The following is a 24294-nucleotide window of genomic DNA, read 5'->3' on the forward strand; positions in this document are numbered from 1 at the left end:
CCGCCCACTGGCCATCCGAAAGATCCCCTCGCCCCACACCGAGATCATCACGGCCCAAGGCACGGCACAGCAGCCACTTCTAAAACACGACCTAGTGCTGGCGGACGAGCCGGCAACCAGCTGCTATCTGCCCCAGCACCGAGCGTTCCTGCGGTGGCTCTCCGCCGACTCCGAGGCCGGACTGAGAGCCGCGGCGGACACTGTCCTCGCAGACCCGGCCACAGTGTGGGAGGAGTGCGGCACCTGGGCCTCGGACGGTCCGGCGGTGCTCATGGACTCCGCCGAAACGGGTTCCGACCTGGGCGTCGAATACCCCGACGGCGGGATGCCCGCCGAGGCGTCGGTCTCACTGCCCGCCGGCCGCTGGAGGGTCCGCGCCACACAGACCAAGGTGGACGAGGAGAACTGGGTCGGCCTGGTCCAGCTCCTCCCGCCGAATCCTGAACGGACAGCACTTCGGGCTGGGTGCGGTCAGTCACGGCGCGCAAGGTTGTGCAGATGGGCGATGCCGAGCATCGCGTGGTGCACGCCATCGCCCTTGAGACGGCAGTCGCGCAGGATCTTCCAGGTCTTCATCCGGGCGAAGGCATGCTCGACCCGAGCGCGGACCTTGCGGTGAGAGGCGTTGTGCTCTTCCTTCCAGGCAGGCAGTTCGCTCTGCCCATGGTCGCGGCGGTGTGGGATGACGAGCCCGGTACCTCGATAGCCTCCGTCGGCGATCACTGCGGTGTTCCCGACGGCGGCCTTCGCCCCGGATAGCTCCCATGCCTTGCAGTCGTTGCGGTTGCCCGGCAACGGCCGGCCGACCACGACCACCAGTTGGGTGTCTGCGTCGATGACGACCTGGTGATTCGTCGAGTACCGGTAGTTCTTGGACCGCTCCGCCACCGCGTGGTCGCGGGTGGGAGCCAAAGTGCCGTCCACGATGAGCACGGCATCGTTGTGAAACCGCTTTCAGGGCTGGAACGCGAGAAGAGGCCCGACGTGCCTGACGATGCGGCCAGCCGCGGACTTCGAGACACCGAAGAGCAGTGCGAGCTGCCGCAGCGTCAGGTTGGTGCGCCAGTATGCAGCGACCAGAAGCACCCGGTCCTCCAGCGGAATCCCCCATGGCCGGCCCTGCCGAGCGACGTCGGCGCCTGCCCGCCGCAGGGCACGCACCACCCGGTTGAACTGGCGCGGAGCCACACCAGTGAACGGGGCTATCCAGGACGGCTCGGACGCCGTGATCACGCGTGGCACGATCGAGATCATCGCAGGGCAAGATCACTTACGGGACAGCCCTTAGGTTCGACGTCAAGCAAGCCGAAACGACTGGATTCGATGACGAAGGACAAGTTCGCCGGGGGCAGACAGGAAAGATCGCGAAAGGACTGGTGGAAGCCGCCAGGGGCATGTCAACGTAGACGACCTTCCCCGAAACCCCAGGTCAGAGAGGTGACGCCCGTGATCATGGACGCGTCCACCCCCGGATTTTCCACCGCCACCGAAGCCTTGCAGCTGCGCTCGTGGCAACTGGGCCCCGGCCAGTCGACGATGGTCACCGATCTGTTCAAGGCCGAGTTCTTCCACCTCGTCGTGGACGACCGCGCCGACGTCCACATCAGCAGCAAGGGCGGCCGCTTCTACCTCGGATGGTTCCCCCTCGGCCGCCCCGGCACCGACGGTGACGGCTGGACCCTCGCCGTCACCGGCACTGCCAAGGTCCCTGGCTACCGGATCCGATTCGACACCGAAACACCGGCGGAGATCGTCGCGGCCACGGTCCAGCGCGTCCTGGCCACCTCCCGGCCTCTGTGAACCGACCGCAGGTCCCGCGCGGATCGGAGCCGCTGCTCACGTACGGCACGTACCCTGCCCTCGGCCCCTGCGGGGGCGCCCGCTATTGCAAGGAGATGCGTCTTGGCCCCGGAGTTGACCGTCGGCGATCTGCTCGACCGCCTGTCCACCAGCGACCGCGACGTGGTGGTCCGCCTGTGGATCAACCCCTTCGCCCGCACGGGCCGCCGCCTGGGCGGCGTGGTCCCCACCCGTGACGACGCCGGCCGACCGGTGGTGTTCATCGCCGAGGCCAAGGACGCCGAGCCGCTCGGCGCGCTGCCCGAGACGACCGTCGGTGACCTGCTCGACCAGCTGTCGGCCTGCGGCCGCGACGCCGTCGTGCGGCTCGCCCTCAACCCCGACTTCCCGATGGCCCACCGCGCGGGCCCCGTTGCCGCCGCCCGCGACGAGAAGGATCGTCCCGTGCTGCTCCTCACCGAGCCGGACGAGGACGAAGTCGAACAGTTCGGCAACCTGTTGCCCGACGTCGCGGTCGCGCTGACCTGGCACGAACCGACCGAGGCCCCGCCGCGCCGTCGGCGCGGCACCCGCCCCAGCGGCGGGCAGTGAACCACCCCCGAGCCCACGGAGGCGCCCCTGCACCCGCACCATCCCGCGGATCCCTCTCACCCCGCGTCGCCGGACGCCGTGCGCTGGGTCACCCCGCGCCATCTGGCCGGCGATGACGACGTCCTCGCCGAGCGCATCGGGGACACCCTCACCGACCTGGGGTGGCGCATGTGGCCGACCTCCCGCGACACCCTGCTTTATGTGAGCCCCGACGAGCTGCGCGGAGCCGAATGGATCCTGGCCAGCAGCCCGTTCACACTTGGCGGCCTGCGCGTGGCCCTGCAGATCTCCGCCCGTCCGGATGCCGACAGCGCCCTGGTGCAGTGGAACGCGTACTTCACCACCGGCGTCCCGCACGAGGCACTACACGACTTCCTCGTTGCGCTCGACGCCAGCGCGGTGCCCGGCATGGGCTTCGAGGAGCCAGAGGCGGTGGTCACGGCGCTGAGCGCCCGGGGTTGGATCCGTGACGTGGACCGCCCCCGCACCGCCGCTACGGACCCCGGCTTCGCCTCGCACATCTCGCTCGAGATGCTGCCGGACCTGATCGCCGACTCCGATCTGCGGGAGGACCTGATGGGTTGGCAGGCATGGGCCGAGCCCACGTTCGGGGCCCCCTATCTATGGTGTGCGAACTTCAGCCCGAGCGTTCCGCACGAGCTGGTAGCGGCTTTCGCCGCCTCGCTCGCCTCTCCGGCCCCGGTGGCACGCCACCGGCTGCCACAGAGCGCGGAGAAGCGACTCACCATCGTCCACCGCGGCTGACCAGCAGGGCTAGGCCCGGCAGACCCTTTGGTCTGCCGGGCCTTCGCTGTCCGCGCTGGTTGACTCTCCCCATCTGAGGAGGTGCAGGGGCTGCTTCGCACGCCGAGACGAAGATGGTGAGGGTCCGGGGGTTGGGGCGGATGGCGCGGTTGTTCCGCCTGCGATCCAGGAATTGCGGCTTCCGCCTGAAGAAATGACAGTGCCCCTGCCGGAAGTGGCAGGGGCGCCGTTGAGTGCTGCCTCACGTGGTGCGGTCGGTGCGCAGACCGAGCTCGTGATTGCGGAAGATGGTGCGTACGCCGAACGCGACGAGACTCACGCACACCCCGCAGATGACGCCCACCAGCCACCACCGCGGATTGCCGGTGAGTACCCAGGCGAACAAGCCAAACAGCGCAGCAGTCCCACCACCCAGCCAAAGAATCGGTGGTGTATCGGAGGCGGAGTTATGCGAACTGGACATATGAGAACGCCCTTCCACGTATTCCACGGTGAAGGATTTCACCCCTGGGCACGTGCCTTGTTCAGTGCCTTGTCGAGGTGGGCATCAACGAGGGCTGGCGAGCCGGAGACGATCACCACGATTTTCCCGGCGCGGACTGCTGTCTGCTTGACGACGGTACGCTGCTCGCCAGCTGCGTAGGTCAGCAGATGACTCCATCGCTCGTCCCCGAGGTCGGGTGCGGTGGCTGTCTCAGTGGTCATGTCGATGGCAGTGCTACCCGAGACAACTTGGTACTTGGGGCAGGAGGCCATCGCGTCGAAGATGCGGTCGACGCCGTCGGACAACTTCCTGGCGGTGTTGCTGTAGAGCTCCTCGCTCACCTCGGAGTTGCTGCTGCCGCTGTAGGTGAACGCGGCCTTCGCCTTGTTCGGGAAGTCGAGGCTCTGGCCGGTCGCCGCGTCCCCGCCGAGCTCGTCGAGGGCGGGGCAGCCGATCACCGTGACGTCGTCGTTGTGCTGAGTGCTCTCGGCTTTGCGTACGTAGCCCCCGCCCAGGTCCTTCTCGGCCAGGAGCCGCCTGCTCAGCGCGGCCGAGGACAGCGGCTTGGCGCCGACGGCGTCGCTTCCACCGCGGGGCGTGGAGGTCGCCGACGGCGAGGTGCCGGAGCTGCCTGCCGAGCAAGCGGATAGGGCGAGTGCGGCGAGTGTGGTCAGAGCGAGGGCGGTCGTGGTGTGGTGACGCATGCGAAACCCCTGGGTGTGCGAGCGGACGGTCTGACTTGGGCCGACACGCGATCCGCTGTCGGCGGGAGGGGGTTACGGGTGGTCAGTGGCCCAGGTGGCGCAGGCCGTCGTCCAGGGTGGGGTGGAAGTGGTCCACGGGACCGGAGTTGCGGTTGTACCAGGCCGGGTCCAGACGCGGCTCCGCAGTGTTGTGGCCGGCGCGGCAGCGCAGCCAGATCGTGTCGTCGCGCAGGCTGAAGACGACCCAGTCCCGGTACGCGCCGCACTGCGGGCACTCGCGCACCTCGCCGTCCACGACGAGCGGCTGCTCCCAGCGCATCATCAGTCCCTTGACCTCGTGGCGTGAGGGCACGCGAAGGTCCGGCGGCAGGAAGTCGGGCACCTCCTGGACGCCCGTGTCGTCCTGCGCGGTCGGCGTCGGCTCGGCGGCAGGGCTGACGAAGTCGGGCGCCGTCCAGGTCGCGTGCATCTCCAGCAGGGCTTGGCCGGCGAGCTGGGCGTCACGGAACTCGCGGTCAGCACGTCGTCGAAACATCTGTCCCCCTCTTCGTCGTTGATCGGCACACGGAGAGTGCACTAGGTCTCTGACCTGCTGCAACTTGCAGATTCAGTAATCACCTTGCCTTCCTGGGCGGGGTGTTGCGCCCGCTGGAAGGCCGCTTCGCCCGCCGGGCGCTTTGCGGCGTGGCGGTGCCCGGCTCGGGCATGGCGGAGGCGTCGGCGGGCAGGTCGGCCAAGCGACGTAGCCGCCAGACCAAGACGTCGCTCACCGACTCGGCGGTATCGAGTTCGCGTCGTGCTACGACCGCGGCGAGCAGGGCGGCGGGCTCGTGGCCGGCGGCCTCGATGTCGGCGAGGGTGGCGGCGAGCGCATGCCAGCCGGGCTCGGCGAGGATCTGTTCGGCCAGCTCCGGAACCGCCTGGCGCAGATGGGCCACCTGGCGGCGCTGAAGCGGCTGGGAGAGGCGGCGGCCACGGTGGCGCAGCACGGCCATCGGATGCTGTGCGGCGGACTGGTAAGCCGCGCGCAGGTGTTCGGCGGCCTGGCGGGCGGCAGCGGCCTGCTGGGCGTGGTTCTTTCTGTCGTGCCAATGGGCCGCGGCGATGACAAGGAAGGCGACCATGTCGATCACCATGGCGGTGGTGGCGCCGTCCTCTCCGCGCCCCAGGGCGGGTCCGCCGTAGACGAGGTCGCGGGCGGCCTGGCGCAGCGCGCGGTCGTGGCCGCGCTCGGACTGTACGTGGGAGCGGGAGGCCCGCTCGAAAGTCCGTGCCGCGTCACGGAGTTGTTTGCGGGTATGGGCGGCGGCGGTCTTGGCGAGGGCATCGAGGACTTCCCCGGCCGCCGCGATGGATGCGGCGACCTGTTGGTCGTTGCCGTGGTCGATGATCAGGACCGCCTGCCAGGCAGCGGCCGCCGCGTGCCGCCGAGCCTGTGCCGGACCGCTGGGGGTGCCCGCGAGATCGTCGGCAGATGGGTCTTGCTGCGTGGCGGACCAGCGTTCGCGGATGCGGGGCAGGGAGAGGTCGGGGGCGAGCGTGGAGCCCGCGAAGAAGACCGGCTCGTCGTCCTCATTGCGGTCATCAACCAGCGCCACCGTGTAGCCTAGGAGATCACCGGAGGGCGCTTGGCGCTTGCGGATGAGTAGGCCGGCCGAGGCCAGCCGGTCGAAGAACTCCTCCTCGTTCTGGGCGCCGGCCACGGCGCGGCGGACCGTCTCACGCAGTTCCTCGCGGGCGGTCTGCTCCCGGCCCTGGCGCTCGGCCTTGTGGCGTTCTGCGCTGGAGGGGCGTTTTGCGGCGGTGCCGTCTCCCGCGTTGACCAGGGTCAGGCCCAACTCCTTCTCGATGAGACGACATTCGGCCTGAGCGCGCATACCGGAACGGAAGTCGTCCGGCCGGCTTCCGTCCTCGCACACGCGGGTGGCGACGATGTGGATGTGGTCGTCCGCGTGCCGTACGGCCGCCCAGCGGCAGCCGGGTTCCCCGTCGCCGGGATCGATGCCGGTGGCGGCGACAACCCGGCGGGCGATGCCCGCCCATTCGTCGTCGGACAGGATGCGGTCGCCGGGAGCGGCACGCACAGAGGTGTGCCACACGGGCAGGGCGGGGCGGGAGTGCAGAGGGAGGGCCTCGACGGGCTGGTCGATAAGAGCTGCCAGCTCTTTGATGGCGCGATGGAATTCGGCGGTGCGGCCGGGATCGGGTGCCATACCGTCGAAGGACGCGACGAGGTGCGGGTCGACGTGCTCCTCGGCGCGTCCGGGGCCGTACAAGTAGTAGAGGAGACCGGCAGTGTTCTCGCCAGGGTCGTTGATGCTGGGAATCATGCCGGGTTCTGCTGACGGGCGATGAGCTCAGCGGTGGCCTCTTGGACGCGGTCGGCCGCCGCGCGGACGGCGGCGACGGCCTCCACAAGTTGCGGTGCCGGAGCGCCGGAATTGAGTGCCTTGACGGCCTGGTTGAGGTTGCTGCCCGCCCAGCCGAGACGGCGGCGGGACTCGAACAAGGCGCTGATCACTTCGCGGTCGTCGGCTATCTCGGCGGCGGTGCGGTCACGGTCGCGGGCGGCGCGTAGGGCGGCGCGGGCGAGGAAGCCGGCGACGGACAGATTCGACTGGGCGGCGGCGGACTTGATCAGCGCGAACTCTTCATCGTTGAAACGGGCATTGGGCTGGTGCAGTCGCTTCTTCTCGCGCGGCTGGCGCGGACGCTGACGGGCGCGCGGTGCGGCGGACGAGCGGCGACGGCGGCGGTTCGCTTCGTGTTTTCCCCCAGGCTTCGGTCCGCCCTCGGTTGAAGCCTGCCGGACCTGCGCCCCCTGGTGCAGGCCCGCTCCCGCCCCTTTCGGGGCGGGGTCGGCGGAAGCTACGCTTCCGCCCCAACTTGCTCCCCGTGAAGCCGTGTTGGTGTTGGGCTCTTCCGCGGGGGTGAGATGGGGTTCGCGCTGCTGAGTCATCGGGTGTGGTTCCTCGTGGTGCGGGTGTGGCGCTGGATCTGGGCGGCGAAATCGACCATGGCGGCGGGCCCGTCCAGGAGGCGGACGGGCGCCTCGGACGCGCTCTGCACGAGCCACTGACCGTTCGGGACCGGGACAGCGGCGTGCAGGAGCCGGCGGCGGACCAGGACCTCGGCCCAGACGCTCGCTTCGGCGGCGGTCGGGACCGACGTACGGGAGTTGGGCGAGCGGATGGCGGGTCCTCCAGGGTGGGGGTAGTGCCCGGCATCAGGCCGAGCCACTGCGTCGGTAAGGGGTTGACCTGCTGGTATGGCTCAGTCATCCGCATATGGGGCAGCGCTCGAAGTGCCGAACGAGGGCTTTGGCCATGCGCGACTTCGCGGCGAGAGCATTGGTCGCGCTTGTCTTGGCTGCCGTGGTGCCCGCGCTGCGCTGGGAGTGGTTGCGCAGGTACGTGATGTCCCGCTCGTAGCCGCTTTTGATGCGCTCGAAGCGCGCGCAGGTCTTCATCGGGCTCTCCTTGTGTCGCGGGGCAGGTGTGCGAGTGCCGGGTCCGCGTACAGGGCGGCCTGGAGGTCGCTGAACAGCTCGTTGCTGACGGTGATGTTGGCGTTGCGCAGGTGCGGTCGGATGGCCCGGCGGGTCATCCGACCTTCTGCGAGGGCAGCTTTGCGCGCGACCGCGACCTTCGCTTCCCACGGGACTTCGTCCTGGTCCACGGGCTTGGTCCGAGGGCCCGGGGCTGGGGCGGGGCGGCTCGTGGTCCGCGCCCCCTGCCCTCCGCCCGTGGAGCCGCCCTCGCCTGGGTCCGCCGGTTGGTCTGCGGGCTGGCCCGCAGCAGGACCGTTGTGGTCCGGGTCGTGGTCCGGTGCCGGGTTGGTCTGCTGGTCCGCGGCCGTGGCGTCGTGGTCCGCGGGGGTGGAGTCGGCCGGTTGGTCCGTGGTCCGCGCTGAGTCATCGGGGGTCCGCGGGTGCTCGCGGTCCGGCATTTGGTCCGCCGGGGCGCCCTGGCCCGCGCTCGCCGGACCGGCTTCCTCAGCCGGTCCGTGCTCGTGGACCACCTGCACGTGGTCCGCCGGACCGCATGCGCCAGATGCCGATTGACCTGCGGGGTTACTGGACCGCTCCTCGCTGTCGGCGTGCTGCGGACCAGCGGTGATCTGCTGGTCCGTCCGCTGGTCCGTGGCCGGAGCGTTGTGGTCCGGATCGTGGTCCGGTGCCGGATTGGTCTGCTGGTCCGCGGCCGTGGCGTCGTGGTCCGCGGAGGTCGAGGAGTCGGCCGGTCGGTCCGTGGTCCGCGCGGTGTCGTCGGTGGTCTGCGCGTGCGCGGAATCCGGCATTTGGTCCGCCGGGGCGCCCTGGTCCGCGCTCGCCGAACCGGCTCCCTCGGCCGGCCCGTGCTCGTGGTCCGCCCACGCGTGGTCCGCGGAGGACGTCTCCTCGAGCCGGACCGCCGTGCGGTCCGCCGGGTGGTAGCGGGTGATGAGGATGTACAGATGGACCGCACCGGCCAGGGCGAGCGGGGCCAAGGTGGAGAGGATCGCGACGACGGTGTCGCTCAGGCGCAGACCCGAGTGGGTGGTCTGCTGGTTGAGGCGGACCGCATGCAGAGCGTTGGCCCAGATGCTCGCGGCGGTCGCGGTGCCGAAGAGTACCCAGACGTAGAGGCGGGCACGCAGCGGAGCCTCGGAGAGGACCAGCAGGGCGCGCACTCCGTAGGCGATGAAGCCGTCGACCACGAGCGGGAAGAGGTACGTGAGGAATCCGCGGATGTGGATGGCGACGGCCATCTGCTGCAGGGCGTCGTAACTCAGAGCGCATCCGGCCAGGCCCAGGACCACGACGGCGAGGCGGTCCCAGACTCCGACGGGCGCGGCGGCGGGGTGTGCAGCGCTGGGGTGGGTCATGCGGCCTTTCCGAGCGAGGCGATCAGGGCATGGGTCTGCAGTCGACGGGGGCCGTCCGACGCGGTGCTCTCTCCGCCCTGCGGGCGCTCGCCATCGGCGTCGTCCGCGTCGTCGAGGCCCCAGTAGCGGTCCCGGTCCTCGACGACGTAGGCGGCCTCGCGCATCAGGTCGCGGATCCAGTCCAGGTCGGCACTCAGCAGGTAGGCCACGCGCTCCGGGCTCCAGCCGCGCAGGTAGGCGTGGTGGATGACCGTGCTGCGCTCCGCAGTGCTGAGGTGGACGTCCCGGCCCTGGAGGGCGGCGCGTACGCGGCCGTAGTCCAGGCGCTTACTCAGGTTGGCCAGCCAGGGCTGGCGCTCCTTGTCGGTCAGGCCGCCCCAGATGCCGTATCGGACCTGGTTGTCGATCGCGTAGTTGAAGCAGTCCTTCTTCACCGGGCAGGACGAGCAGGTCCGCTTCGCCTCGGCGATGGCCTGCTGGTCCCGGGGTGTGTGGAAGAACAGCTTGTCGGCGCGGGCCGGGTCCATGCCGTGGCAGGCCCCTCTGGCGTGCCAGCTGTGGTCGGCGATTCCCCGCAGGTCCGGTGCGGGGGAGTCGTTCGTGGTCTTGTAGCGCAAGGAAGTCTCCGAGATCGCCTCGCGGGAAGGCGGGCAGCGCGGTGCGGCGGTGCGCGGCGAGGCGGGACAGGGTGCGGCGGACAGGGCCGCACGGCGGGATCGGCGGCGCAAGGGCGGGTCAGCGGCGCTGGAAGCGGCGATCAGGTCCGGTGAACTCGACGGCGGTGCACATGCCGGACAGGCGGGAGAGCACTCGGTCTCCGACCTTGTCGCGCAGCACTGCCTGGCGCGCGGGCATCCGGGCAGAGCGCACGGGCGGCATGTTGCTGGTGAAGATCGTCGGCAGCCGGTTCTGGCAGCGCCAATTGACCAGCCGGAAGGTGATCTCCTCGGTCCACTCGCTGGGCTTGGCCGCGCCGAGGTCGTCGAGCAGCAGCAGCGGGGTCCGCATGATCCGCCGCAGCAGGTACTCAGGATCCGCCCCGGCGCGCGGCCGCAGCTCGGCGTACAGGTCGGCGGCGGTGGTGGCGTGCCAGTGCACCCCGCATCCGGCGGCGGTCAGGGCGCGGATCGCGCCGAACGCCTCGTGTGTCTTGCCGGCGCCGGTGGAGCCCCACAGCAGCAGGCTGGGTCCGTGCGTGATCTGTGTGCGCCCGGCGGTGCCGTAGTGGGGATTGACGCCCTCGGCGTTTGGCGCCACGGCGTTGTCGGCGATGGAGTGGACCCACGCGACGACGTCCGGGTGCTCGGGCACGGCGGCGCGGTAGTCGACCGGGATGCGCGCCTGGGCGGCTTCCAGGGCCGGGATCGGCTCCGGGGTGTTTGGCAGTGCCCGGTCCAGGTCCAGGCCGCGCTCGGCGAGGGTGGCCTCCAGGCGCTCACGCAGCCGCTCGGAGATCGCGGGCTGCGGGTCGGCGTAGCGGGCGCGGGTCACAGGTGGCCTCCAAACGTCGTCGGCTCGGCGGTGGGATTGAGATACGGCGTGTACGAGCTGCCGGTGCTGGCCCAGGGGCCCGCGCCGGAGGCGGACGGCAGGGCGGCGGCTGACTGGGGCGTCGCGTTGACGACCTCGTTCACCAGGCTCGGCAGGACGCTGGGATTGAGCCCCTTGGCCCGCAGTTTGTCGAGCGCGGCGCGGATGTCGTCGGCCTCGAACCGCTCGTCGAGCAGAGTGTTGATCTTCCGGCCCAAATGGCCGAGGAAGTCCTCCGGAGGGCGGCGGTTGCAGCCTCGGACGTACTCGCCCACCAGATGCTTGGCCGAGACCTTCTCCGGTGAGGCGTCGGGCGCGGGCGCCTCGCGCCCCGTAAGGAATGATCCAGGATCCAAGATCCTAGATCCAGGGCGTGACTCCTCCCGTAGTCCTCCCGTAGCCCTCTGGGAGTCCTCCGAAAGTGCCGTCTGACCTGCAGTTTTACCCGCTGGTGTCGAGTCGGCATCCACGGGGGTACCGACCGTGGCCGTGTCGGGCTCCAGAGCACGCTCCGGAGTGCCGGCGGCGCGGGTGACAGGGCTGCGGAGCCCTCCCTGGGGACTCCGGGAGCCCTCCGGGAGTTCTCCGGGAGGAGCCAGCACCTCCGACGGCGATGCTTCGGCGCGCGTGCTGGGGCAGGCCGCGCCCTGGCACTTGCCGCAGTGCTGTCGGGTGTGGTGGCTGGGGCAGCGCGGCAGGCGGGAAGCGGTCGCCTTGTTGATCTTCTGGTGCTGGTCCCAGGTCACGATGTGCAACCAGGTCCGACCGTCGCATCCGGTGTAGCGGCACACCAGCCCTGCGGAGGCCAGCTCGTCCAGGTCGCGCGCGACGTGGGTGGCGGTGTGCTCCGGACGCAGGGCCCACAGCCGCCCGGCGATGATGGCGGGGTGGTCGCGGTGCCGGCCGGAGTCGTCGGCCTGCGTCAGGAGTCCGAAGAAGGTGCGCTCGGCGGTAAGGCTGACCGAGGCCAGGTCCTCCGACTCGAACGCCTCGGGCTTGATCGTACGGATGCGTGCCATCAGACCCACCTCCGACGCGACCCTGCAGCGGGCCCCGCTCGACCAGCACGCGGTCCCGGGGGGTGGACAGGGGGCAGCCTGCCGCGCTGGCCGGGCGGACCGACCTTTTGCGCAGGGCAGCGCGCATGCAACACTCTCCTCTGAAGTGGAAGCCGCTTCGGGGCGTGTTTGGGAATTGACCCGGTGCGGTGAAGGTGGGTAAATCTCCGGCCCTTGCACAGGCAGGAGTTCCATTTGGCGGTCGGCGTCTGGGAGTTGCACCTCTCAGGCGCCGCCGCTGTTTTCCGGGCTACCCGGCCCGGCCCGGATGCCCCGCGTGAACCGCATGCCGCTCCTTCTCGCGTCAGACGCCGGACGGGAGCCCGGCGAGGGACGACGAACATATGCGGGTGCCGCCGCAAGATCCAGACTTAACTAAAGGTGGCGGTACAAGTCGCAGAGGGAGGGCGCCGGCACCGGCGCCTGCGGGTCGAGGCCGCGGGCCGCGACACAGACAGCTGTCGGATCGCCCCGAGCATCCCGGAGATGATTTGCACTGCGACCCCCCCCTGCGCCTCATGCCACAACGTGTTGAACCAGCTGGTCAGGAGGATTTAAGCCAAGCTGCATGAGGGGCGTCAACGATGATCTTTTGTCCGATTTAACCGCATACTTCAGGTAGCTGATGTGCGACCACTGGTTCACCTACGGGACCGTAAGTCGCTTGCGACGTAAGCGGAATGAGGTAATCCACTATGTCGTGCGGCCGGCGGTACGAGCTGGTCTAGACCGCCCCTAGAAGCGCTGAACGAAAACCGGCAAACTTTTGCCGGTTTCGCGGAGCGATCGCGATCTGCCGTCGAGATGCCCGATTTGCGAGTGAACGTCTCTCGGGTATCGCCAAGTTCCGTTCATGAATAAACTATGCGTTCCGGGGGGTATGTGGGCGAGGCCACACGTGGTCAAGACCGCCAAAATCTTTGCGTATGGTCGTGAGTGGGGAGACGGCAGGGCGGGGGTCGGCTATCGAGCTGTCCCCCTTTTTGCATGCCCAAAATCAGGCGCGTCTCCTGTCGAAAGGGTGAGGGAGGAACTCAATGGTCGCGAAGGGACCGCACCAGTCCGACAGCAACGGCGCTGCGGAAGAGGAGACCTCCGACGTAAGCGCACGGCAGCACCTCGACACGGGCGGCACCGGGGCCGCAGAGGCGGAACTCGTGTCTGCGCGCCCCGCCCCCGCTGGTCAGTTCATAGGCTTCGGCGCGATGCTCAAGCGGTGGAGGAAGGTCGCCGGGGTCACGCAGCCTCGCGCCGCCCGCACCTTGGGGATCAGTGAGCGCAAGTTGCGCGGCATCGAATCGGGCGCCACGCCGCGCTTCACCCAGGAACAGTGCGACGCCCTCGTCGATCTACTGCAACTCGACTCCGAAGAGCGCCGCGCACTACTGCTCCACAATGTCGGCACCTACCTGCGGTCGGCCGAGGGGCAGCCCGAGGTTGGTCCCGCGCTGCGGCTGCTCATTGACCAGCAGATGCCCAGTCCCACGTACCTCAGCGACAGGAACTGGAACGTCCTGGCCTACAACCAGGCGATGGCAGAGACCTGGCCGTGGGTGATGGAGCCGAAGGCCAACCTGATCCGCTGGGCGCTGACCACGGCCGAGGGGCGCGCGACCTACCACGACTGGCACAAGCACGCCACGGTCTTCGTACGGATGCTCCGCTTCGCCGAGACCACCCACGGGGACGACCCTGACCTGCAACAACTGATGAAGGACGTCAAGAAGAACCCCGAGGTTCTCCGTATCTGGGAGTTGGACACCGACTTCGTCGAGCACCGTGACGGGCACGTGTTCCTCGCCACCGTGCCGACGCTCGACTACCGGACGATCGAGATCGTCAGCCATGTCGCCTACCCCGCGATCATGCCCGACTGCCGGTTCGTCGTCATGACGTGGGTCGAAGCCGGCGCCGAAGTGAAACCGGACGCCACGCACGACGCGCTCGGCGGTATCCGTGATGCCTGGGCCGATGAGACGCACAACCTCGCGCAGGGGATAGACCGAGCGCAGGGGCGTCTGGCCGAAGCCGACCGTCTTCGTGAAGCAGACCTCCGCACCGCCCGTGTCCTGGTCAGCAGCCCGGAGCAGGCCGCGGCCCGGGTGGGACAGGACGTTGTCTCGCTGCCTGCGCTCAGCCGCCGGATGGGCCCCGACGCGCAGCTGTTCCTCTCGCCCTCAAACCGCAAAGTCACCTGGGCAGTCGAGGAAGCTCCCGACCGCTGGGGGGCTACCGAAGTCTCCCCGCTCACGGTGCTCGCCCGGCTCCCCTGGGACGATTTCGATGATCAGGTTCGAGCTGAAGCGAAGTCCGTACTCCGGGCATCGTTGCCGCACCACCCCGAAGACGCTGCTACGACGATGGCCCGCTACTTCAATGAGGCGGAAACATGGGTAAGCCTCCTCCGTGAAATCCGGGCGGAGCTGCCGTCGACCGACAGCGATCAGCCGAACCGGTAGAGCAAAATCACCAAGAAGCCCTCGCCAGAAGGCTATCCGCCTGATCCATTGCGGCCGGCGCGCATGACTACGCCGAGTGCAGCCCCCACGAGGAGAAGGAACACCGTCGTGCACAGGTACACCTACCCATGCCCACTGCGCTGGGCTGACGCCGACGCCTACGGACACGTCAACAACGCCTTGTTCCTCCGGTTCATGGAAGAAGCGCGCACGAGGATGTTCCAGGAAGTATTGGCCGCCGACGAGCTAGGCCGTCGCCAGAACGCATTCGTCGTGAGCCGCGCCGGCATCGACTTCCGAGCTCCTTTGCACTACCGCGAGGACCCGGTCGACGTGCACGTTTGGGTGACACAGAGTCGGGCGGTCTCCTTCGAGCTGGCGTATGAGATCCGAGATGTCGATCAGCTATACGCGGAGGGCACGACCACCCTCGCCGCCTATGATCTGGACAACGGCAGACCGCGGCGCCTGAGCGAAGCAGAGAAGGAGTTCATCGCTCGCTACAGCGATTCCTAGGACAACGGTGCTCTGTCATCTGCGGATACGGCAGTTCGCCCCAGCCGGGAGCTGATACAGGCTGTTCTCCTTCCGGCCCGTTCCTCCGGCTGTCGGTGGTTGTGATCATCGTGTCCATGGTCTCCATGTCTGCACAACTCGCCGCCGCCACAACCGTTCTCTCCCCCCACCCAGCCCTGCTCGGCTGCTCACGACCTGATCCGCGGTTGTGGTCGCGCTGGGATCGGGTGGTCCGGGCGGAGATGCCCATGCCTGTTCGGAGGAGGCGGACTGAGATACTCCGGCCATGGATGCCGGGGTGATGGGGAGCGGTAGGCAATCGGACATGGCAGTGTCCGCGCGGACCACAACATCGGGGGACGCCGCGGGCTGGGTGTTGCGTTCTGCGGTGGCAGCGGACATCGAGGTGATCGCGGAGTTGCGGGCCACGGTCATGCGTGCGGACTTGGAACGCCTTGGGCGCTACGACGAGCACCGGGTACGGCAGCGGCTGCGGGACTCCTTCTCCCCGCAGCACACGTCGATCATCATGATCGACGGTGAACTGACAGGTTGCGTCACGGTCCGTCCCGCCGAAGGCAGGCAGTGGCTGGAGCACTTCTACCTTGCTCCGCGCTGTCAGGGTCGAGGGCTCGGATCCGCTGTGTTGCGCACGGCACTGAAGCGAACGGACGCGCAGGGCATGACCGTGGGCTTGAACGTCTTGCAGGGCAGTGCTGCCCGTCGACTCTACGAGCGCCACGGATTCGTCGTGGAAGCCCAGGACCCGATCGATGTCTTCATGATGCGCCCGCCAGCAAGCACTCTGCGAAAGCCTGACCCGCAACGATGCGAGGGTCCCGCCTCGGTGGCGCGGGGCGAGTCGGCACTGCGTGAGCGGCGAGGTTCCGTGCCGCGGCGGACGGCCGGTGCTGGCCCGAAGTACGACCCGGCCTTCGCCGACCGGGTGCTGGTTTCCCTGGCTCATCTGCGCACGGGCTCCCGCACGCCGCGCTCGCCGAGTTGTATGGCACGGCCCGCTCAACGGTCTCCCGCGCCATCGCTGAGGTCCGCCCGCTCTTGGCGGCGCGCGGATTCGCAGTCCCGGACCGCCCCGGGATGCGGCTGCGCACCCTGGCGGACGTCTTCGCCTACGTCAAAGCCGAGGGAATCCGGCTGAGGATCGACGGAGTCGAGACCTAGGTCCGCCGGTCCAAGGCCAACCATCTCGGACGACGGGCGTTCGTCTCGGGCAAGAAGAAGCAGAACACCATCAAGACCACTACGGTCAGCGATGGCCAGGGCCGCCTGCTGTGGTCCGGTGCGGACCGGTTGGGCCGCATGCACGACCAGACCGCGATGCGCACCGAGGGCATCGCCGAGCAGCTCCAGCTCCGCCCAGAAGTGGGAGCCGAGGTCGACGAGGGCTACCGGGGTCTGGCCAACGAATTCCCTGCCCCGGTCAGCGCCCCGCCGAAGAAGCCGAAGGACGACGTACCGCTCGGCGATCAGTACGCGTGGCGAGAGGTGCGCCGACGGCAGTCCTCGTATCGGATCTGCGTCGAGCACGCCCACGCCGAACTGTGGCAGTGGCGGCCACTCCAGCGTTACACCGGCCGACGTGAGGACTATGCCGAGACTCATCGCGCGATCGCCGCACTGATCTCGGACCGTTCCGCCCTCGTGTCTGCGTCGTGCTCGGCTACCTGCGAGCCGGGCACGAGCCGGACTCGGTCGAACTTGCGGCTCAGGGATGAATCGGACGCCCCTCAGGTGTGCCCAGCTGTGCTCAGCGAGGAGCGGGATCGGCCGGGTGCCCTGCTTCCAGGAGCGCGAGGAGGCCGGGGAATCTCTTCTCGATGTCCGCGCGTCGTAGTCGGACGCCCTTTCGGTTGCCGTAGTCGATCTCGTCAATGAGACCTGCCTCGCGCAGTACCCGGAAGTGGTGGGTCTGGGTCTGCTTCGAGATCGGAAGATCGAACGAGTTGCAGCCCCGCTCGCTGTCACTGCGGTCGGTGGCCAACTCCGTCATCACGGAACGACGGTGCTCGTCGGCGAGGGCACGGAACACCGCACCCAGATCGAGCGCATCGGCCTCCGGGCCGTCCAGGTTCCTCCCGGCCATGCGGCACCTCCTTCAGGTACGAGTTGCATCGTACCTGAAGGGCATGCTTCCCTGAGGTACGAAATTGATCGTACCTGGATCCGGTTGTACCGCCCCGTGCCGCCGCGTCCCCCGGACCCGGCCCGGCACTCGCCGGGGACCTGGTCATCGACACTCCGAGAGGTCATCGTCATGAAGAAGCCCGAGGTGCTGATAGTCGGTGCCGGAATCGCAGGGCCCGCACTCGCGTACTGGCTCTCCCGGAACGGCTACCGGCCGACGGTCGTCGAACACGCCCGGCAGCTGCGCTCCGGTGGCAGCGCGATCGTCGTGAAGGGGCCCGCGATCCCGGTCGCCGAGCGCATGGGCATCCTCCCGCAGCTCCGCGAACTCGCCACCCGCAATCGGTCGCTGACCCTGCTCGACCCCGACGGCAGGCGAATCCTGCAACTCCCGCTCACCTCGGACAAGACGCCGACGGTCGAGGTGACCCGAGCCGACCTGTCCGAGGTGCTCCACCGGTCGGCGCAGACCGAGGCAGAGTTCTTGTTCGACGACACGGTCACCGCTCTCGACCAGGATGAAGGCGGGGTGGACGTCACCTTCCGGCGGTCCGCGCCACGGCGCTTCGACTTGGTCGTCGGAGCCGACGGGATGCACTCCACCGTACGGCGCCTGGTATTCGGCCCCGAGCGGCAGTTCTCGAGCGACCTGGGCCTGTACGGCGCGACCGTCCCGCTGGAACCCGACGCCGTCGAGGACCCGAGGGAGATGACGATGCTGACCGTGCCGAACCGGATGCTGGTCCTCCACCCCTCGCGGACCACCCCGCTCGCGATCTTCACCTTCCGGACCGCACAGCCGGCGCCCCACGACCGCAAGAACATCGCCCTTCACAAGCAGACCGTGGCCGACGCCTACGCCGACGTGCGGTGGCGGGCACCGGAACTCGTGGCAGCCTTCCTCGACCACCCGGCTCCGTTCTTCGACCCCTTGACCACCCTCCGGATGCCCTCGTGGTCCTGCGGACGGGTCGTACTGCTCGGAGACGCCGCGGCGGCGACGGCCCTGCTGGGTGACGGGTCCAGCATGGCGATGGCGGGCGCGTACGCCCTCGCAGAAGAGCTCGCCGCCCACCCCGGAGATCACGCCCGCGCCTTCGCCGCCTACGAGGCCCGTCTCCGCCGTGAGGTAGGCCCGCGGCAGCGACGCGTCGGTCTGCTCTCCAGACTCATGGTGCCCCGCACCCGGCCGGGCCTCGCGGTGCGCAACGCGGTGGGCCGCGCGGTCGGCCGCACGAACCCGATCGCCTCTCGCGAAGCCACGAACCGGTAGACCGGGCCCGCACCGACCGGTCACCGGTCGGGGCGCAGCTCCGCGGTAGCTCTCAGCCCGGTCGGCGCCGCCATGTCCGACGAGCCCGGCTCGAGTGGCAGGGCACCGCCGATGCGGCAGGTCGGCTGCTGGCGGCCGGACCCACCTGTACGGTGGAGCCACGTTCCGCCTCCTCCGCACCGAATCTCGCTCCCAGCATGAGCCGGATGCACGGAATCGCGGCCTGAACCAACCGCATGAACGCTCACACTCCCGTCAGAGGATGTGCCAGCGCATGTCCAAGTCTGCGGTTCCGAGGCCGTCTACGCGGCGCAGCACTTCGTGGATGCTTTCCGGAGCGTGGTGCACCTTGCGTGCGTTCGTGGTGATCATCCGCAATTCGCGTAGGTCACGCAGGGTCGGGTAACCAGCCAGCGCAGTGACGTCGTACCCATAGGCCGTGGCGAATTCCCGGTAGTGCGCCGGGCCGTAACCGAAGCGTCGGCAGTGGACTTCGATGGTGACCAGGTCCCACTCCGGGTGGCCATATGCCACGGTGTCCCAGTCACACAGCACTGCTTCACCGCCATGATGCAGGGCGTTGCGGTGCTGAGGGTCGCCTTGCAAGGGGCCGGTCGGCAAAGCGAAGTCCACTTCGGCGAGTTCGGCTTCGAGTCGGTCGACGCGTTCGGTGAGGAACCGCAGAGTCGCTGTGGGAGAGGCGGTGATCGCGGCGATGGACTTGCGGATCGCACGGACGTTGTCGTGTTCTGGCAGCTCGACGGGTGGCGTGGGCAGGTTGTGGAGGTGGAAGAGGGGTTTGGCGATCTGTGCTGCGCTGACTGGGTGGTCTGGCTGCGGAAGGTAGGTCCAGATGGTGACGGCGTGTCCGTCGACCAAGAGAGGTTGTTCCGGTCCAGGGTGCAGCGGCACGGTGGGGAAGCCGCGGGCCATCAGCCAGCGTACGAAGCGGGTGGTGCGTTGCACTTTGCCGGCCGGGGTGCCGCGGCGGGCGACCTTGACCACTGCGGCGGCCTGGGGCAGCAGGATGACGGCATTGGTGTGTCCGCGCAGGAGGCGTGCGTTCGACCCGTCGAGGTCTGCTACCTCGCAGGTGTGCTTGACGATGTGGCGCAGTTCGAATTCGTCGAAGCCGCCGGGTGCCGGTGCTGGAGCTGTCATGGGGTTCAGGCTGACCGACGATCCCTGGCGCTGTCACGCGCGTCCCTTGGGCAGCGCGAGGATTTCGGAGAGTTCGCGTGCGGCACGTCCTCGGCGTATTCCCGGTGGGAGCACTTCCAGGACGCCCCGGGCCCGCTCCTCCAGGATGTGGGTGCGGTGGCTGGCTGGTACCCGGAGGTAGGTGGTGCCGGCGAGTTGGCATGCCTCGGCCGGACTGCGGTCGTGTGCCAAGCAGATCGCCGCCTCCAATTGAAGGAGGGCAGGGTCGATTCCCGTGCGGGCCGGGTACATGGCGAGTGCTTCTTCCTGCACTCGGCGGGCCTGGCTGCTGCGGCCCAGGGCGGTGAAGGCGCCGCTGAGGTACAACAGCATCCGCCGCTCAGGGAAGCTGAACGCATCGTCTTGGTCGCCGGGGTCACAGCGGTCGTACAAGCGCTGGGCGGCGGCGATGGCTGCCTCCGCTGCGGCGGCATTCCCTTGACGTGCCAAGGCTCTGGCTTCTGCCGCGGTCGCGAAGGTGGCTGTCGCGGTCTGTCGGCCCCGCGAGAGCAGACGAGCTTCCCGGCCCAGGGTGACGGCGCCTTCCAGGGGCCCGTAGTAGTACGGCAGCATGGCGCGCTGGGCGCGGACCCGCGCCCTGAGTTCGATGTTGCCGCTGTCGTCGGCCGCGCTCTGTGCAGTGTCGTACCAGGCGCGAGACGGTGAGAGGCGCCCCAACTTCATCAGGGCATCGGCGATCAGTGTGGCGAGAACCGCCGTCATCTCCGACAGCCGGACTTGCACCGCGGCAGGCTGCCGGTCCACCGCCAAGTTCTTGACTTCCTCCAACTCATCGAGGAGTTCGGTGAGCATCTTCGCGGGCGGGGCGTAGAGGTACTGCCGCCGGACATCGAGGATGCGTTCGTCGAGCAAGTCCATCTGCGCTGCGGTGACACTGCCCAGCGCCAGAGTCCGGTCCATGGAACGGCGGGCAGCCTCAATCCGACGGCCAATCAGATCGACCGGTGTGCCGGCCCTCTCGGGCTGCCGTTCCGGCGTCCAGGCGCCACCTGCCGGAACAGCGGAGCCAAGATCATGGGCCGAGCAGTCGTACAGGCGGCACAGCAAGGAGATCGCTCCCTGTCGCGGCTGGTGCATGCCCATCTCCCACAGCCGCAGTTGGTCGGCATCGGTACGTGGCGCGGTCAGCCCCAGGTCTTCCGCCAATGCGCGTAAATGTTCAACGGCTTCGGTCTGGGCCCACCCGCGCGCAAGCCGCTGGGCGCGGAGCAAACTGACGTGGCAGCACTGGTGAATCTCTAAAGCGATCTGGGACAGCCCGTATCCCGCCTCGGACCGTGTGTCGCGGATGCGTTTGGCGCACGAGGGGTTGTGCGATACCGAACGCTGGTTCATGAGCGGGCCCTTCTCCGTACGCGGTCACCCGTCACGAGCGTAGTGAGCAGACCGCAACGCTGCGTTGAGAATCCGTGACTTCTTCACGGTCCCGAGGCGCGAAACCGTGAAACGGACGGCGCACCCGTAAAACGCGCTCGAGTCACGGTTGTTGCCGCCTGCCCTTCTGACAACCCTTACACCCCGAACCTCGCAGGCCGGACCGTCAACGCCAACGCTCAACCCTCCAAATGCCGTTGGCGACCACAGCCTCGGGAATCGGTTCAACACCTAGCAGGGTCCCCGGCACTGAGCAGATGGGAAGTTCACCCATGACGCCCATCACCGACGTCACCTTCAAAGCCGCAAAGCCGACGCTTCAGGAGTCGTGGAGACCGGCGAATAGAAAGGAGCCCCCTCGCCCCTTGGGCGCTCAGCTCGTCGTCAACAGCGGAGATCACCGGAGGCGGGAACTGATGGGCACCGCGACCAACCGTCTTCCTGACTACCTCCCCCTGGACGCGAACGATGTCCTCGACGACGTGGGTTTCGTCATCCAGCTCGACCGCCGGGCCCCGGACGCAGACTTCCCCAGGCCCGAGGCTGTGTGGGTCGGGCGCTGCCGCCGGATCGGCATGGCCAAGCTGACCGTCTGGGGCATTGGCCCCGTCCTTGTCGAGAGCGCGATGCTGGTGATCAGCGAGCTGGCCACCAACGCGTTGCGGTACGGCATCGTCCTCGGGTTCCGTCTGATCATCACCACAGACGCGATCGCCATCGTGGTGACCGACGGCACGGTCAGTACGCCGCAGGTGCATAAGGCGTCTGCGGAGGAGGAGCACGGCCGCGGGATGTACCTCGTGGAAACCTTCGCGACCAAGTGGGGCGTGAGCCCCGACGGCATGGCGACATGGTGCACCCTCGCCACCGCTGAGGGGCGGCCACGATGACCACCACACACGTCTGCGCGGAATTGATGCGGCGCCGGTACACCACCGCGCCCGACGAGGTGGGGCCGCTGCTTGTCGCACTGCGCCGTTCTCAGATCAGCCTCGACGCGCCGGCGCTGTACGGCGACTTAGAGGCCGTGCTCGGTGAACACGCGCGCCCCACTCCAGAGGAAATCGAAGGACTCGCCGCCCGGTTCCGCCAGACGACGCTCTCCCTCATCCAGCTCGTGCCGTACACGGTCACGCCATACCCCGTCGATGAGATGTACCTCCTCACCGAACTGCGCGCCGAGCGACCACAACCCCGGAACGCCCACCGGTACATCCTCCGCTTCGCCCTGGCCATCGTCGACGTGCTCGACCTGATGGGGGACAACGCGCCATGAAAGCACGGTCCACCCTTGACCTGCTGAAAGCACTCGGCACGGGCCTCCGGGACACCGAATGATGCATACGCCCGACGCCAAGGACCATCCGCCTGTGACCGCGGTTCTGATGGAGGCGCGCGAAGCATACGACTTCACGTACTACGCGCAACGACTCGCTGAGCCGGAGCTGGTGGAGGAGAGCCTGGCGGTCTGCATGGTCCGCATGCCGCTGCTGGCTGTTCCCATCGGAGGTAGCCGCCACGGTGGCTGCTACCCCGTGCCCTGCCTGTGCTTCGGGCTCGCTGTCCGAAACGCGTTGCGCGGACAGCCCGGCTTCCCCCTCCCGCGGGTGCGGTGGTCAGCCCACCCGGACGACGGCTACGTCGTGGAGTGGGGCGCGCACCCCCCATCCCTCCGGCCGGGCCACAACGATGCGGATTTGGGCCGCTTCTACGGCTACAGCGAAGACGCCATCGACCAGTACACGGCGGCCCAGCACACCCGGGCGCCGACCACGTCCCCGGCCTCCTGCTCGGTGTTCTTCTCCGAGCGGCCCGTTGTCTGAGCATGCCCGAAAGGAACAGCACCGCATGTCTGTGTACAAGCCCCCCAGCGCCGACTTCGACGCCGCCGACCACGACGCCGGCAGCGGCCGCCCCTGGGAACTGCGCCCGCGGCTGCGCTTCGCGCGGCGGCGCGCGCCCGCCCGGCAGCTCCGGCATCCTGCTAGTCGCCGAGAGGTTGGCCCTGCCGCACCGGCTGGACCGCAAGGCAGAAACAGTAATGGGGGCAGTCCCCTCGCGGCCGCGGGCGACGATCCCGTACATCACGGGCCGCGAGGGCGAGGTGGACGAGTCCTTCCTCGCCATACGCGCTTCCTTCAGCAGCGCCGGGAGCAACCACATCAGCCGTGTGGACGAAAGGTGGAAGAACCGAGACGCACAGGGTGTCCTGTGGGCACGGGTCTCGTAGTCGTTCGACGAGCACGGGCTGCTGACCGGTACGCCGCCCTGGAAGATGATCGACCCGGTCCGGCTACGCGAGACGATGGCGAAGCTGCTGTGCCAGGTCTGCGGCAAGCCCGCAGCGATGCCCGACGGCCGGCTGCTGTTCCTTCACTCCACCGAGGAGTGCGGGCACGAGCCCAGTGCCGCGATCCGCACAGCCTAGCCGCCATTCTGCCTCGAACGGCGCCGCAGAGGTTCCCCCACCTCGCCCAGCACGGGTACGTCGCACTGCTCACGCAGAGCGCGCCCCTGTTCGGCGTCATCGGCACGCCTTACCAGTACACGGCTGATCGCGCCATCCAGGTCTTGGCGTGCGACGGCGCCGCCGGTGCCCTACGGCCACGCCGACCTGGACTGGATGGTGGCCGAGCAACTCGTGCGCCCTGCGGGCGTTCACGGTGGTCAGCCTCGACGACCTGTAACAGCGCCAGCCCGCCCAAGACAGCCGCTCGGTGAGCCGGAGAGCACACACCCAGCTCGTTGAGCGGCCCTTCATCCAGCATCGCAAGAGAGGGGACAGAGGTGACCGCCGTCATGACCGTCTCGTTCACCCACCGCGAGAGACAGGTGGTACAAGAGCTCGCCGAGGGCAAAACCGACCGTGAGATCGCATGTCGCCTGGAGCGATCACCGAACACGGTCCGGCACTACATAGGCACGGCGAAGAAGAAGGTGGGCGCCGGGGGACAGGTTTCACTCGTGTCTCGCTCCTACGACTTGGGACTGCTCCAGCCCCCTGCTCGTGAAAGCGGCACGGTCGACTTGCCGCCCGAGCAGCAGAGGCTGATCCGGCTGCTTGCGCTGAACACGAGGAAGCGGGTGATGGCCACCGAGACTCGGATGTCGCTCGGACAAGTCACCTTGCATCTCCGCCAGTTGAAGGAAACCCTCAACGCTCGGACACGGCCGCACGTGGTGACCAGGGCCCGTCAGTACGGCCTGTTGCAGACCGCGGCGCTGGCCAGCGGCACCGTAGGGGCCTGACGCTTCACAGACTGGGCTTCCTTCCGGTCTCGTGCCCACCGTGCCCCCGTGCGGGAGCGGCCCGAGACCACACCGTGGGGAGGAAGAGGCGCTCTCGCAACCCGGTTAGATGCGCGAGCGCCCCGACCGCCGCCCTTCAGGGGTGCGAGGCGGCGGTCGGCCTACCCCCCCATCACCCCTCCCACACCCCGTGCTTGTTCCCTGATGGTGTCCTCGACCGGCGCCACTGCCTAAACCCGCCCGTCTCCCTGCTGTCTGG

Annotated in this window: 25 protein-coding genes and 4 pseudogenes; 14 read left to right on the forward strand and 15 right to left on the reverse strand. The window is 68.6% G+C overall.

The features are described 5' to 3' along the window. Positions 1-94: 94 nt before the first annotated feature. A pseudogene (locus tag ACFYO9_RS29085) lies at positions 95-391 on the forward strand (Imm21 family immunity protein); the annotation flags it as partial. Between the two features lie 80 nt (positions 392-471). Here the strand turns inward: ACFYO9_RS29085 and ACFYO9_RS29090 are convergent. Further along, positions 472-1254 (reverse strand): annotated as a pseudogene (locus tag ACFYO9_RS29090) (transposase). A gap of 198 nt (positions 1255-1452) precedes the next feature. Here ACFYO9_RS29090 and ACFYO9_RS29095 point away from each other — a divergent pair. From ACFYO9_RS29095 to ACFYO9_RS29105, 3 genes are all read left to right on the forward strand, one after another. Next, positions 1453-1800 carry a DUF317 domain-containing protein gene (locus ACFYO9_RS29095; protein ID WP_358778140.1) on the forward strand — a complete coding sequence of 116 codons (348 nt, stop codon included), beginning with the start codon at positions 1453-1455 and terminating at the stop codon, positions 1798-1800. 102 nt (positions 1801-1902) lie between these two features. Continuing rightward, positions 1903-2391 (forward strand): hypothetical protein, encoded by a 489-nt coding sequence (locus ACFYO9_RS29100; protein WP_358778131.1) that lies wholly within the window; start codon positions 1903-1905, stop codon positions 2389-2391. Positions 2392-2469: 78 nt separating this feature from the next. After that, positions 2470-3156 carry a DUF317 domain-containing protein gene (locus ACFYO9_RS29105; RefSeq protein ID WP_358778130.1) on the forward strand — a complete coding sequence of 229 codons (687 nt, stop codon included), beginning with the start codon at positions 2470-2472 and terminating at the stop codon, positions 3154-3156. Positions 3157-3397: 241 nt separating this feature from the next. Here the strand turns inward: ACFYO9_RS29105 and ACFYO9_RS29110 are convergent, their stop codons facing one another. From ACFYO9_RS29110 to ACFYO9_RS29160, 11 genes and pseudogenes are all read right to left on the reverse strand, one after another. After that, positions 3398-3541 carry a hypothetical protein gene (locus ACFYO9_RS29110; RefSeq protein WP_358778129.1) on the reverse strand — a complete coding sequence of 48 codons (144 nt, stop codon included), beginning with the start codon at positions 3539-3541 and terminating at the stop codon, positions 3398-3400. A gap of 116 nt (positions 3542-3657) precedes the next feature. After that, positions 3658-4344: a hypothetical protein gene (locus ACFYO9_RS29115; RefSeq protein ID WP_358778128.1), complete on the reverse strand. Its 687-nt coding sequence runs from the start codon at positions 4342-4344 to the stop codon at positions 3658-3660. An 82-nt stretch (positions 4345-4426) separates the two neighbouring features. Next, positions 4427-4879 (reverse strand): hypothetical protein, encoded by a 453-nt coding sequence (locus ACFYO9_RS29120; RefSeq protein ID WP_358778127.1) that lies wholly within the window; start codon positions 4877-4879, stop codon positions 4427-4429. A gap of 79 nt (positions 4880-4958) precedes the next feature. Next, positions 4959-6674 carry a relaxase/mobilization nuclease domain-containing protein gene (locus ACFYO9_RS29125; RefSeq protein ID WP_358778126.1) on the reverse strand — a complete coding sequence of 572 codons (1716 nt, stop codon included), beginning with the start codon at positions 6672-6674 and terminating at the stop codon, positions 4959-4961. Then, positions 6671-7303 (reverse strand): plasmid mobilization protein, encoded by a 633-nt coding sequence (locus ACFYO9_RS29130; RefSeq protein WP_358778125.1) that lies wholly within the window; start codon positions 7301-7303, stop codon positions 6671-6673. Before ACFYO9_RS29130 ends, ACFYO9_RS29125 begins: the two co-directional genes overlap by 4 nt. Beyond that, positions 7300-7584 (reverse strand): hypothetical protein, encoded by a 285-nt coding sequence (locus ACFYO9_RS29135; protein WP_358778124.1) that lies wholly within the window; start codon positions 7582-7584, stop codon positions 7300-7302. Before ACFYO9_RS29135 ends, ACFYO9_RS29130 begins: the two co-directional genes overlap by 4 nt. Before the next feature lie 37 nt (positions 7585-7621). After that, complete coding sequence (locus tag ACFYO9_RS29140) at positions 7622-7813, reverse strand: hypothetical protein (RefSeq protein WP_358778123.1); 192 nt, start codon at positions 7811-7813, stop codon at positions 7622-7624. A 965-nt stretch (positions 7814-8778) separates the two neighbouring features. Beyond that, positions 8779-9210: pseudogene (locus ACFYO9_RS29145) on the reverse strand (DUF2637 domain-containing protein); the annotation flags it as partial. Further along, complete coding sequence (locus tag ACFYO9_RS29150; protein WP_358778122.1) at positions 9207-9827, reverse strand: WhiB family transcriptional regulator; 621 nt, start codon at positions 9825-9827, stop codon at positions 9207-9209. The gene ACFYO9_RS29150 and the pseudogene ACFYO9_RS29145, both read right to left, overlap by 4 nt. A 118-nt stretch (positions 9828-9945) precedes the next feature. Further along, positions 9946-10701 carry an ATP-binding protein gene (locus tag ACFYO9_RS29155; RefSeq protein ID WP_358778121.1) on the reverse strand — a complete coding sequence of 252 codons (756 nt, stop codon included), beginning with the start codon at positions 10699-10701 and terminating at the stop codon, positions 9946-9948. Continuing rightward, positions 10698-11759, reverse strand: coding sequence for a hypothetical protein (locus ACFYO9_RS29160; RefSeq protein WP_358778120.1), 1062 nt, complete (start codon positions 11757-11759; stop codon positions 10698-10700). The genes ACFYO9_RS29155 and ACFYO9_RS29160 overlap by 4 nt, the downstream gene beginning before the upstream one ends. Positions 11760-12835: 1076 nt before the next feature. Here ACFYO9_RS29160 and ACFYO9_RS29165 point away from each other — a divergent pair. The 4 genes and pseudogenes from ACFYO9_RS29165 to ACFYO9_RS29180 all read left to right on the forward strand — a co-directional run. Then, positions 12836-14257 carry a helix-turn-helix transcriptional regulator gene (locus tag ACFYO9_RS29165; RefSeq protein ID WP_358778119.1) on the forward strand — a complete coding sequence of 474 codons (1422 nt, stop codon included), beginning with the start codon at positions 12836-12838 and terminating at the stop codon, positions 14255-14257. A 108-nt stretch (positions 14258-14365) separates the two neighbouring features. Beyond that, the gene (locus ACFYO9_RS29170; RefSeq protein WP_358778118.1) at positions 14366-14773 is read left to right on the forward strand and encodes a thioesterase family protein; all 408 of its coding nucleotides are present in this window, start codon (positions 14366-14368) and stop codon (positions 14771-14773) included. A gap of 433 nt (positions 14774-15206) precedes the next feature. Next, entirely contained in the window at positions 15207-15932 is a 726-nt protein-coding gene (locus tag ACFYO9_RS29175) for a GNAT family N-acetyltransferase (protein ID WP_388666715.1), read from the forward strand. A 92-nt stretch (positions 15933-16024) separates the two neighbouring features. Continuing rightward, positions 16025-16351: pseudogene (locus tag ACFYO9_RS29180) on the forward strand (transposase family protein); the annotation flags it as partial. 190 nt (positions 16352-16541) lie between these two features. Here the strand turns inward: ACFYO9_RS29180 and ACFYO9_RS29185 are convergent. Then, on the reverse strand, positions 16542-16877 hold the full coding sequence (locus tag ACFYO9_RS29185; RefSeq protein ID WP_358778116.1) for an ArsR family transcriptional regulator: 336 nt from the start codon (positions 16875-16877) through the stop codon (positions 16542-16544). 171 nt (positions 16878-17048) lie between these two features. On the opposite strand from ACFYO9_RS29185, the gene ACFYO9_RS29190 reads away from it, so the two are divergent. Next, a complete protein-coding gene (locus tag ACFYO9_RS29190) occupies positions 17049-18191 on the forward strand; it encodes an FAD-dependent monooxygenase (protein ID WP_358778115.1) in 1143 nt (380 codons plus the stop codon). 255 nt (positions 18192-18446) lie between these two features. Here the strand turns inward: ACFYO9_RS29190 and ACFYO9_RS29195 are convergent, their stop codons facing one another. Further along, positions 18447-19352, reverse strand: coding sequence for a phosphotransferase (locus ACFYO9_RS29195; RefSeq protein ID WP_358778114.1), 906 nt, complete (start codon positions 19350-19352; stop codon positions 18447-18449). A 33-nt stretch (positions 19353-19385) separates the two neighbouring features. Beyond that, positions 19386-20747 carry an XRE family transcriptional regulator gene (locus tag ACFYO9_RS29200; RefSeq protein WP_358778113.1) on the reverse strand — a complete coding sequence of 454 codons (1362 nt, stop codon included), beginning with the start codon at positions 20745-20747 and terminating at the stop codon, positions 19386-19388. Positions 20748-21058: 311 nt separating this feature from the next. Here ACFYO9_RS29200 and ACFYO9_RS29205 point away from each other — a divergent pair, with 311 nt between their 5' ends. The 5 genes from ACFYO9_RS29205 to ACFYO9_RS29225 all read left to right on the forward strand — a co-directional run bounded on the left by ACFYO9_RS29205 (position 21059) and on the right by ACFYO9_RS29225 (position 24035). Next, a complete protein-coding gene (locus ACFYO9_RS29205) occupies positions 21059-21676 on the forward strand; it encodes an ATP-binding protein (protein ID WP_358778112.1) in 618 nt (205 codons plus the stop codon). After that, positions 21673-22062, forward strand: a complete 390-nt coding sequence (locus ACFYO9_RS29210) for a hypothetical protein (RefSeq protein ID WP_358778111.1) — start codon at positions 21673-21675, stop codon at positions 22060-22062. The genes ACFYO9_RS29205 and ACFYO9_RS29210 overlap by 4 nt, the downstream gene beginning before the upstream one ends. A 94-nt stretch (positions 22063-22156) precedes the next feature. After that, entirely contained in the window at positions 22157-22609 is a 453-nt protein-coding gene (locus ACFYO9_RS29215; RefSeq protein ID WP_358778110.1) for a DUF6302 family protein, read from the forward strand. A gap of 452 nt (positions 22610-23061) precedes the next feature. After that, entirely contained in the window at positions 23062-23214 is a 153-nt protein-coding gene (locus tag ACFYO9_RS29220) for a hypothetical protein (protein WP_358778109.1), read from the forward strand. A gap of 371 nt (positions 23215-23585) precedes the next feature. After that, positions 23586-24035, forward strand: coding sequence for a helix-turn-helix transcriptional regulator (locus tag ACFYO9_RS29225; RefSeq protein ID WP_358778108.1), 450 nt, complete (start codon positions 23586-23588; stop codon positions 24033-24035). The last annotated feature ends 259 nt before the right edge of the window (positions 24036-24294 follow it).

The sequence above is a fragment of the Streptomyces sp. NPDC005863 genome (assembly GCF_042871345.1).
Classification (GTDB): Bacteria; Actinomycetota; Actinomycetes; order Streptomycetales; family Streptomycetaceae; genus Streptomyces.

Excerpts from the sequence above, each read along its gene's own strand:
- ACFYO9_RS29185 (WP_358778116.1), bottom strand. The coding sequence starts at position 16,877 with ATGGCCGGGAGGAACCTGGACGGCCCGGAGGCCGATGCGCTCGATCTG.
- ACFYO9_RS29210 (WP_358778111.1), top strand. The coding sequence starts at position 21,673 with ATGACCACCACACACGTCTGCGCGGAATTGATGCGGCGCCGGTACACC.
- ACFYO9_RS29115 (WP_358778128.1), bottom strand. The coding sequence starts at position 4,344 with ATGCGTCACCACACCACGACCGCCCTCGCTCTGACCACACTCGCCGCA.
- ACFYO9_RS29125 (WP_358778126.1), bottom strand. The coding sequence starts at position 6,674 with ATGATTCCCAGCATCAACGACCCTGGCGAGAACACTGCCGGTCTCCTC.
- ACFYO9_RS29220 (WP_358778109.1), top strand. The coding sequence starts at position 23,062 with ATGATCGACCCGGTCCGGCTACGCGAGACGATGGCGAAGCTGCTGTGC.
- ACFYO9_RS29205 (WP_358778112.1), top strand. The coding sequence starts at position 21,059 with ATGACGCCCATCACCGACGTCACCTTCAAAGCCGCAAAGCCGACGCTT.
- ACFYO9_RS29160 (WP_358778120.1), bottom strand. The coding sequence starts at position 11,759 with ATGGCACGCATCCGTACGATCAAGCCCGAGGCGTTCGAGTCGGAGGAC.
- ACFYO9_RS29120 (WP_358778127.1), bottom strand. The coding sequence starts at position 4,879 with ATGTTTCGACGACGTGCTGACCGCGAGTTCCGTGACGCCCAGCTCGCC.
- ACFYO9_RS29200 (WP_358778113.1), bottom strand. The coding sequence starts at position 20,747 with ATGAACCAGCGTTCGGTATCGCACAACCCCTCGTGCGCCAAACGCATC.
- ACFYO9_RS29190 (WP_358778115.1), top strand. The coding sequence starts at position 17,049 with ATGAAGAAGCCCGAGGTGCTGATAGTCGGTGCCGGAATCGCAGGGCCC.
- ACFYO9_RS29095 (WP_358778140.1), top strand. The coding sequence starts at position 1,453 with ATGGACGCGTCCACCCCCGGATTTTCCACCGCCACCGAAGCCTTGCAG.
- ACFYO9_RS29175 (WP_388666715.1), top strand. The coding sequence starts at position 15,207 with ATGCGTGCGGACTTGGAACGCCTTGGGCGCTACGACGAGCACCGGGTA.
- ACFYO9_RS29140 (WP_358778123.1), bottom strand. The coding sequence starts at position 7,813 with ATGAAGACCTGCGCGCGCTTCGAGCGCATCAAAAGCGGCTACGAGCGG.
- ACFYO9_RS29195 (WP_358778114.1), bottom strand. The coding sequence starts at position 19,352 with ATGACAGCTCCAGCACCGGCACCCGGCGGCTTCGACGAATTCGAACTG.
- ACFYO9_RS29165 (WP_358778119.1), top strand. The coding sequence starts at position 12,836 with ATGGTCGCGAAGGGACCGCACCAGTCCGACAGCAACGGCGCTGCGGAA.
- ACFYO9_RS29225 (WP_358778108.1), top strand. The coding sequence starts at position 23,586 with ATGACCGTCTCGTTCACCCACCGCGAGAGACAGGTGGTACAAGAGCTC.
- ACFYO9_RS29130 (WP_358778125.1), bottom strand. The coding sequence starts at position 7,303 with ATGACTCAGCAGCGCGAACCCCATCTCACCCCCGCGGAAGAGCCCAAC.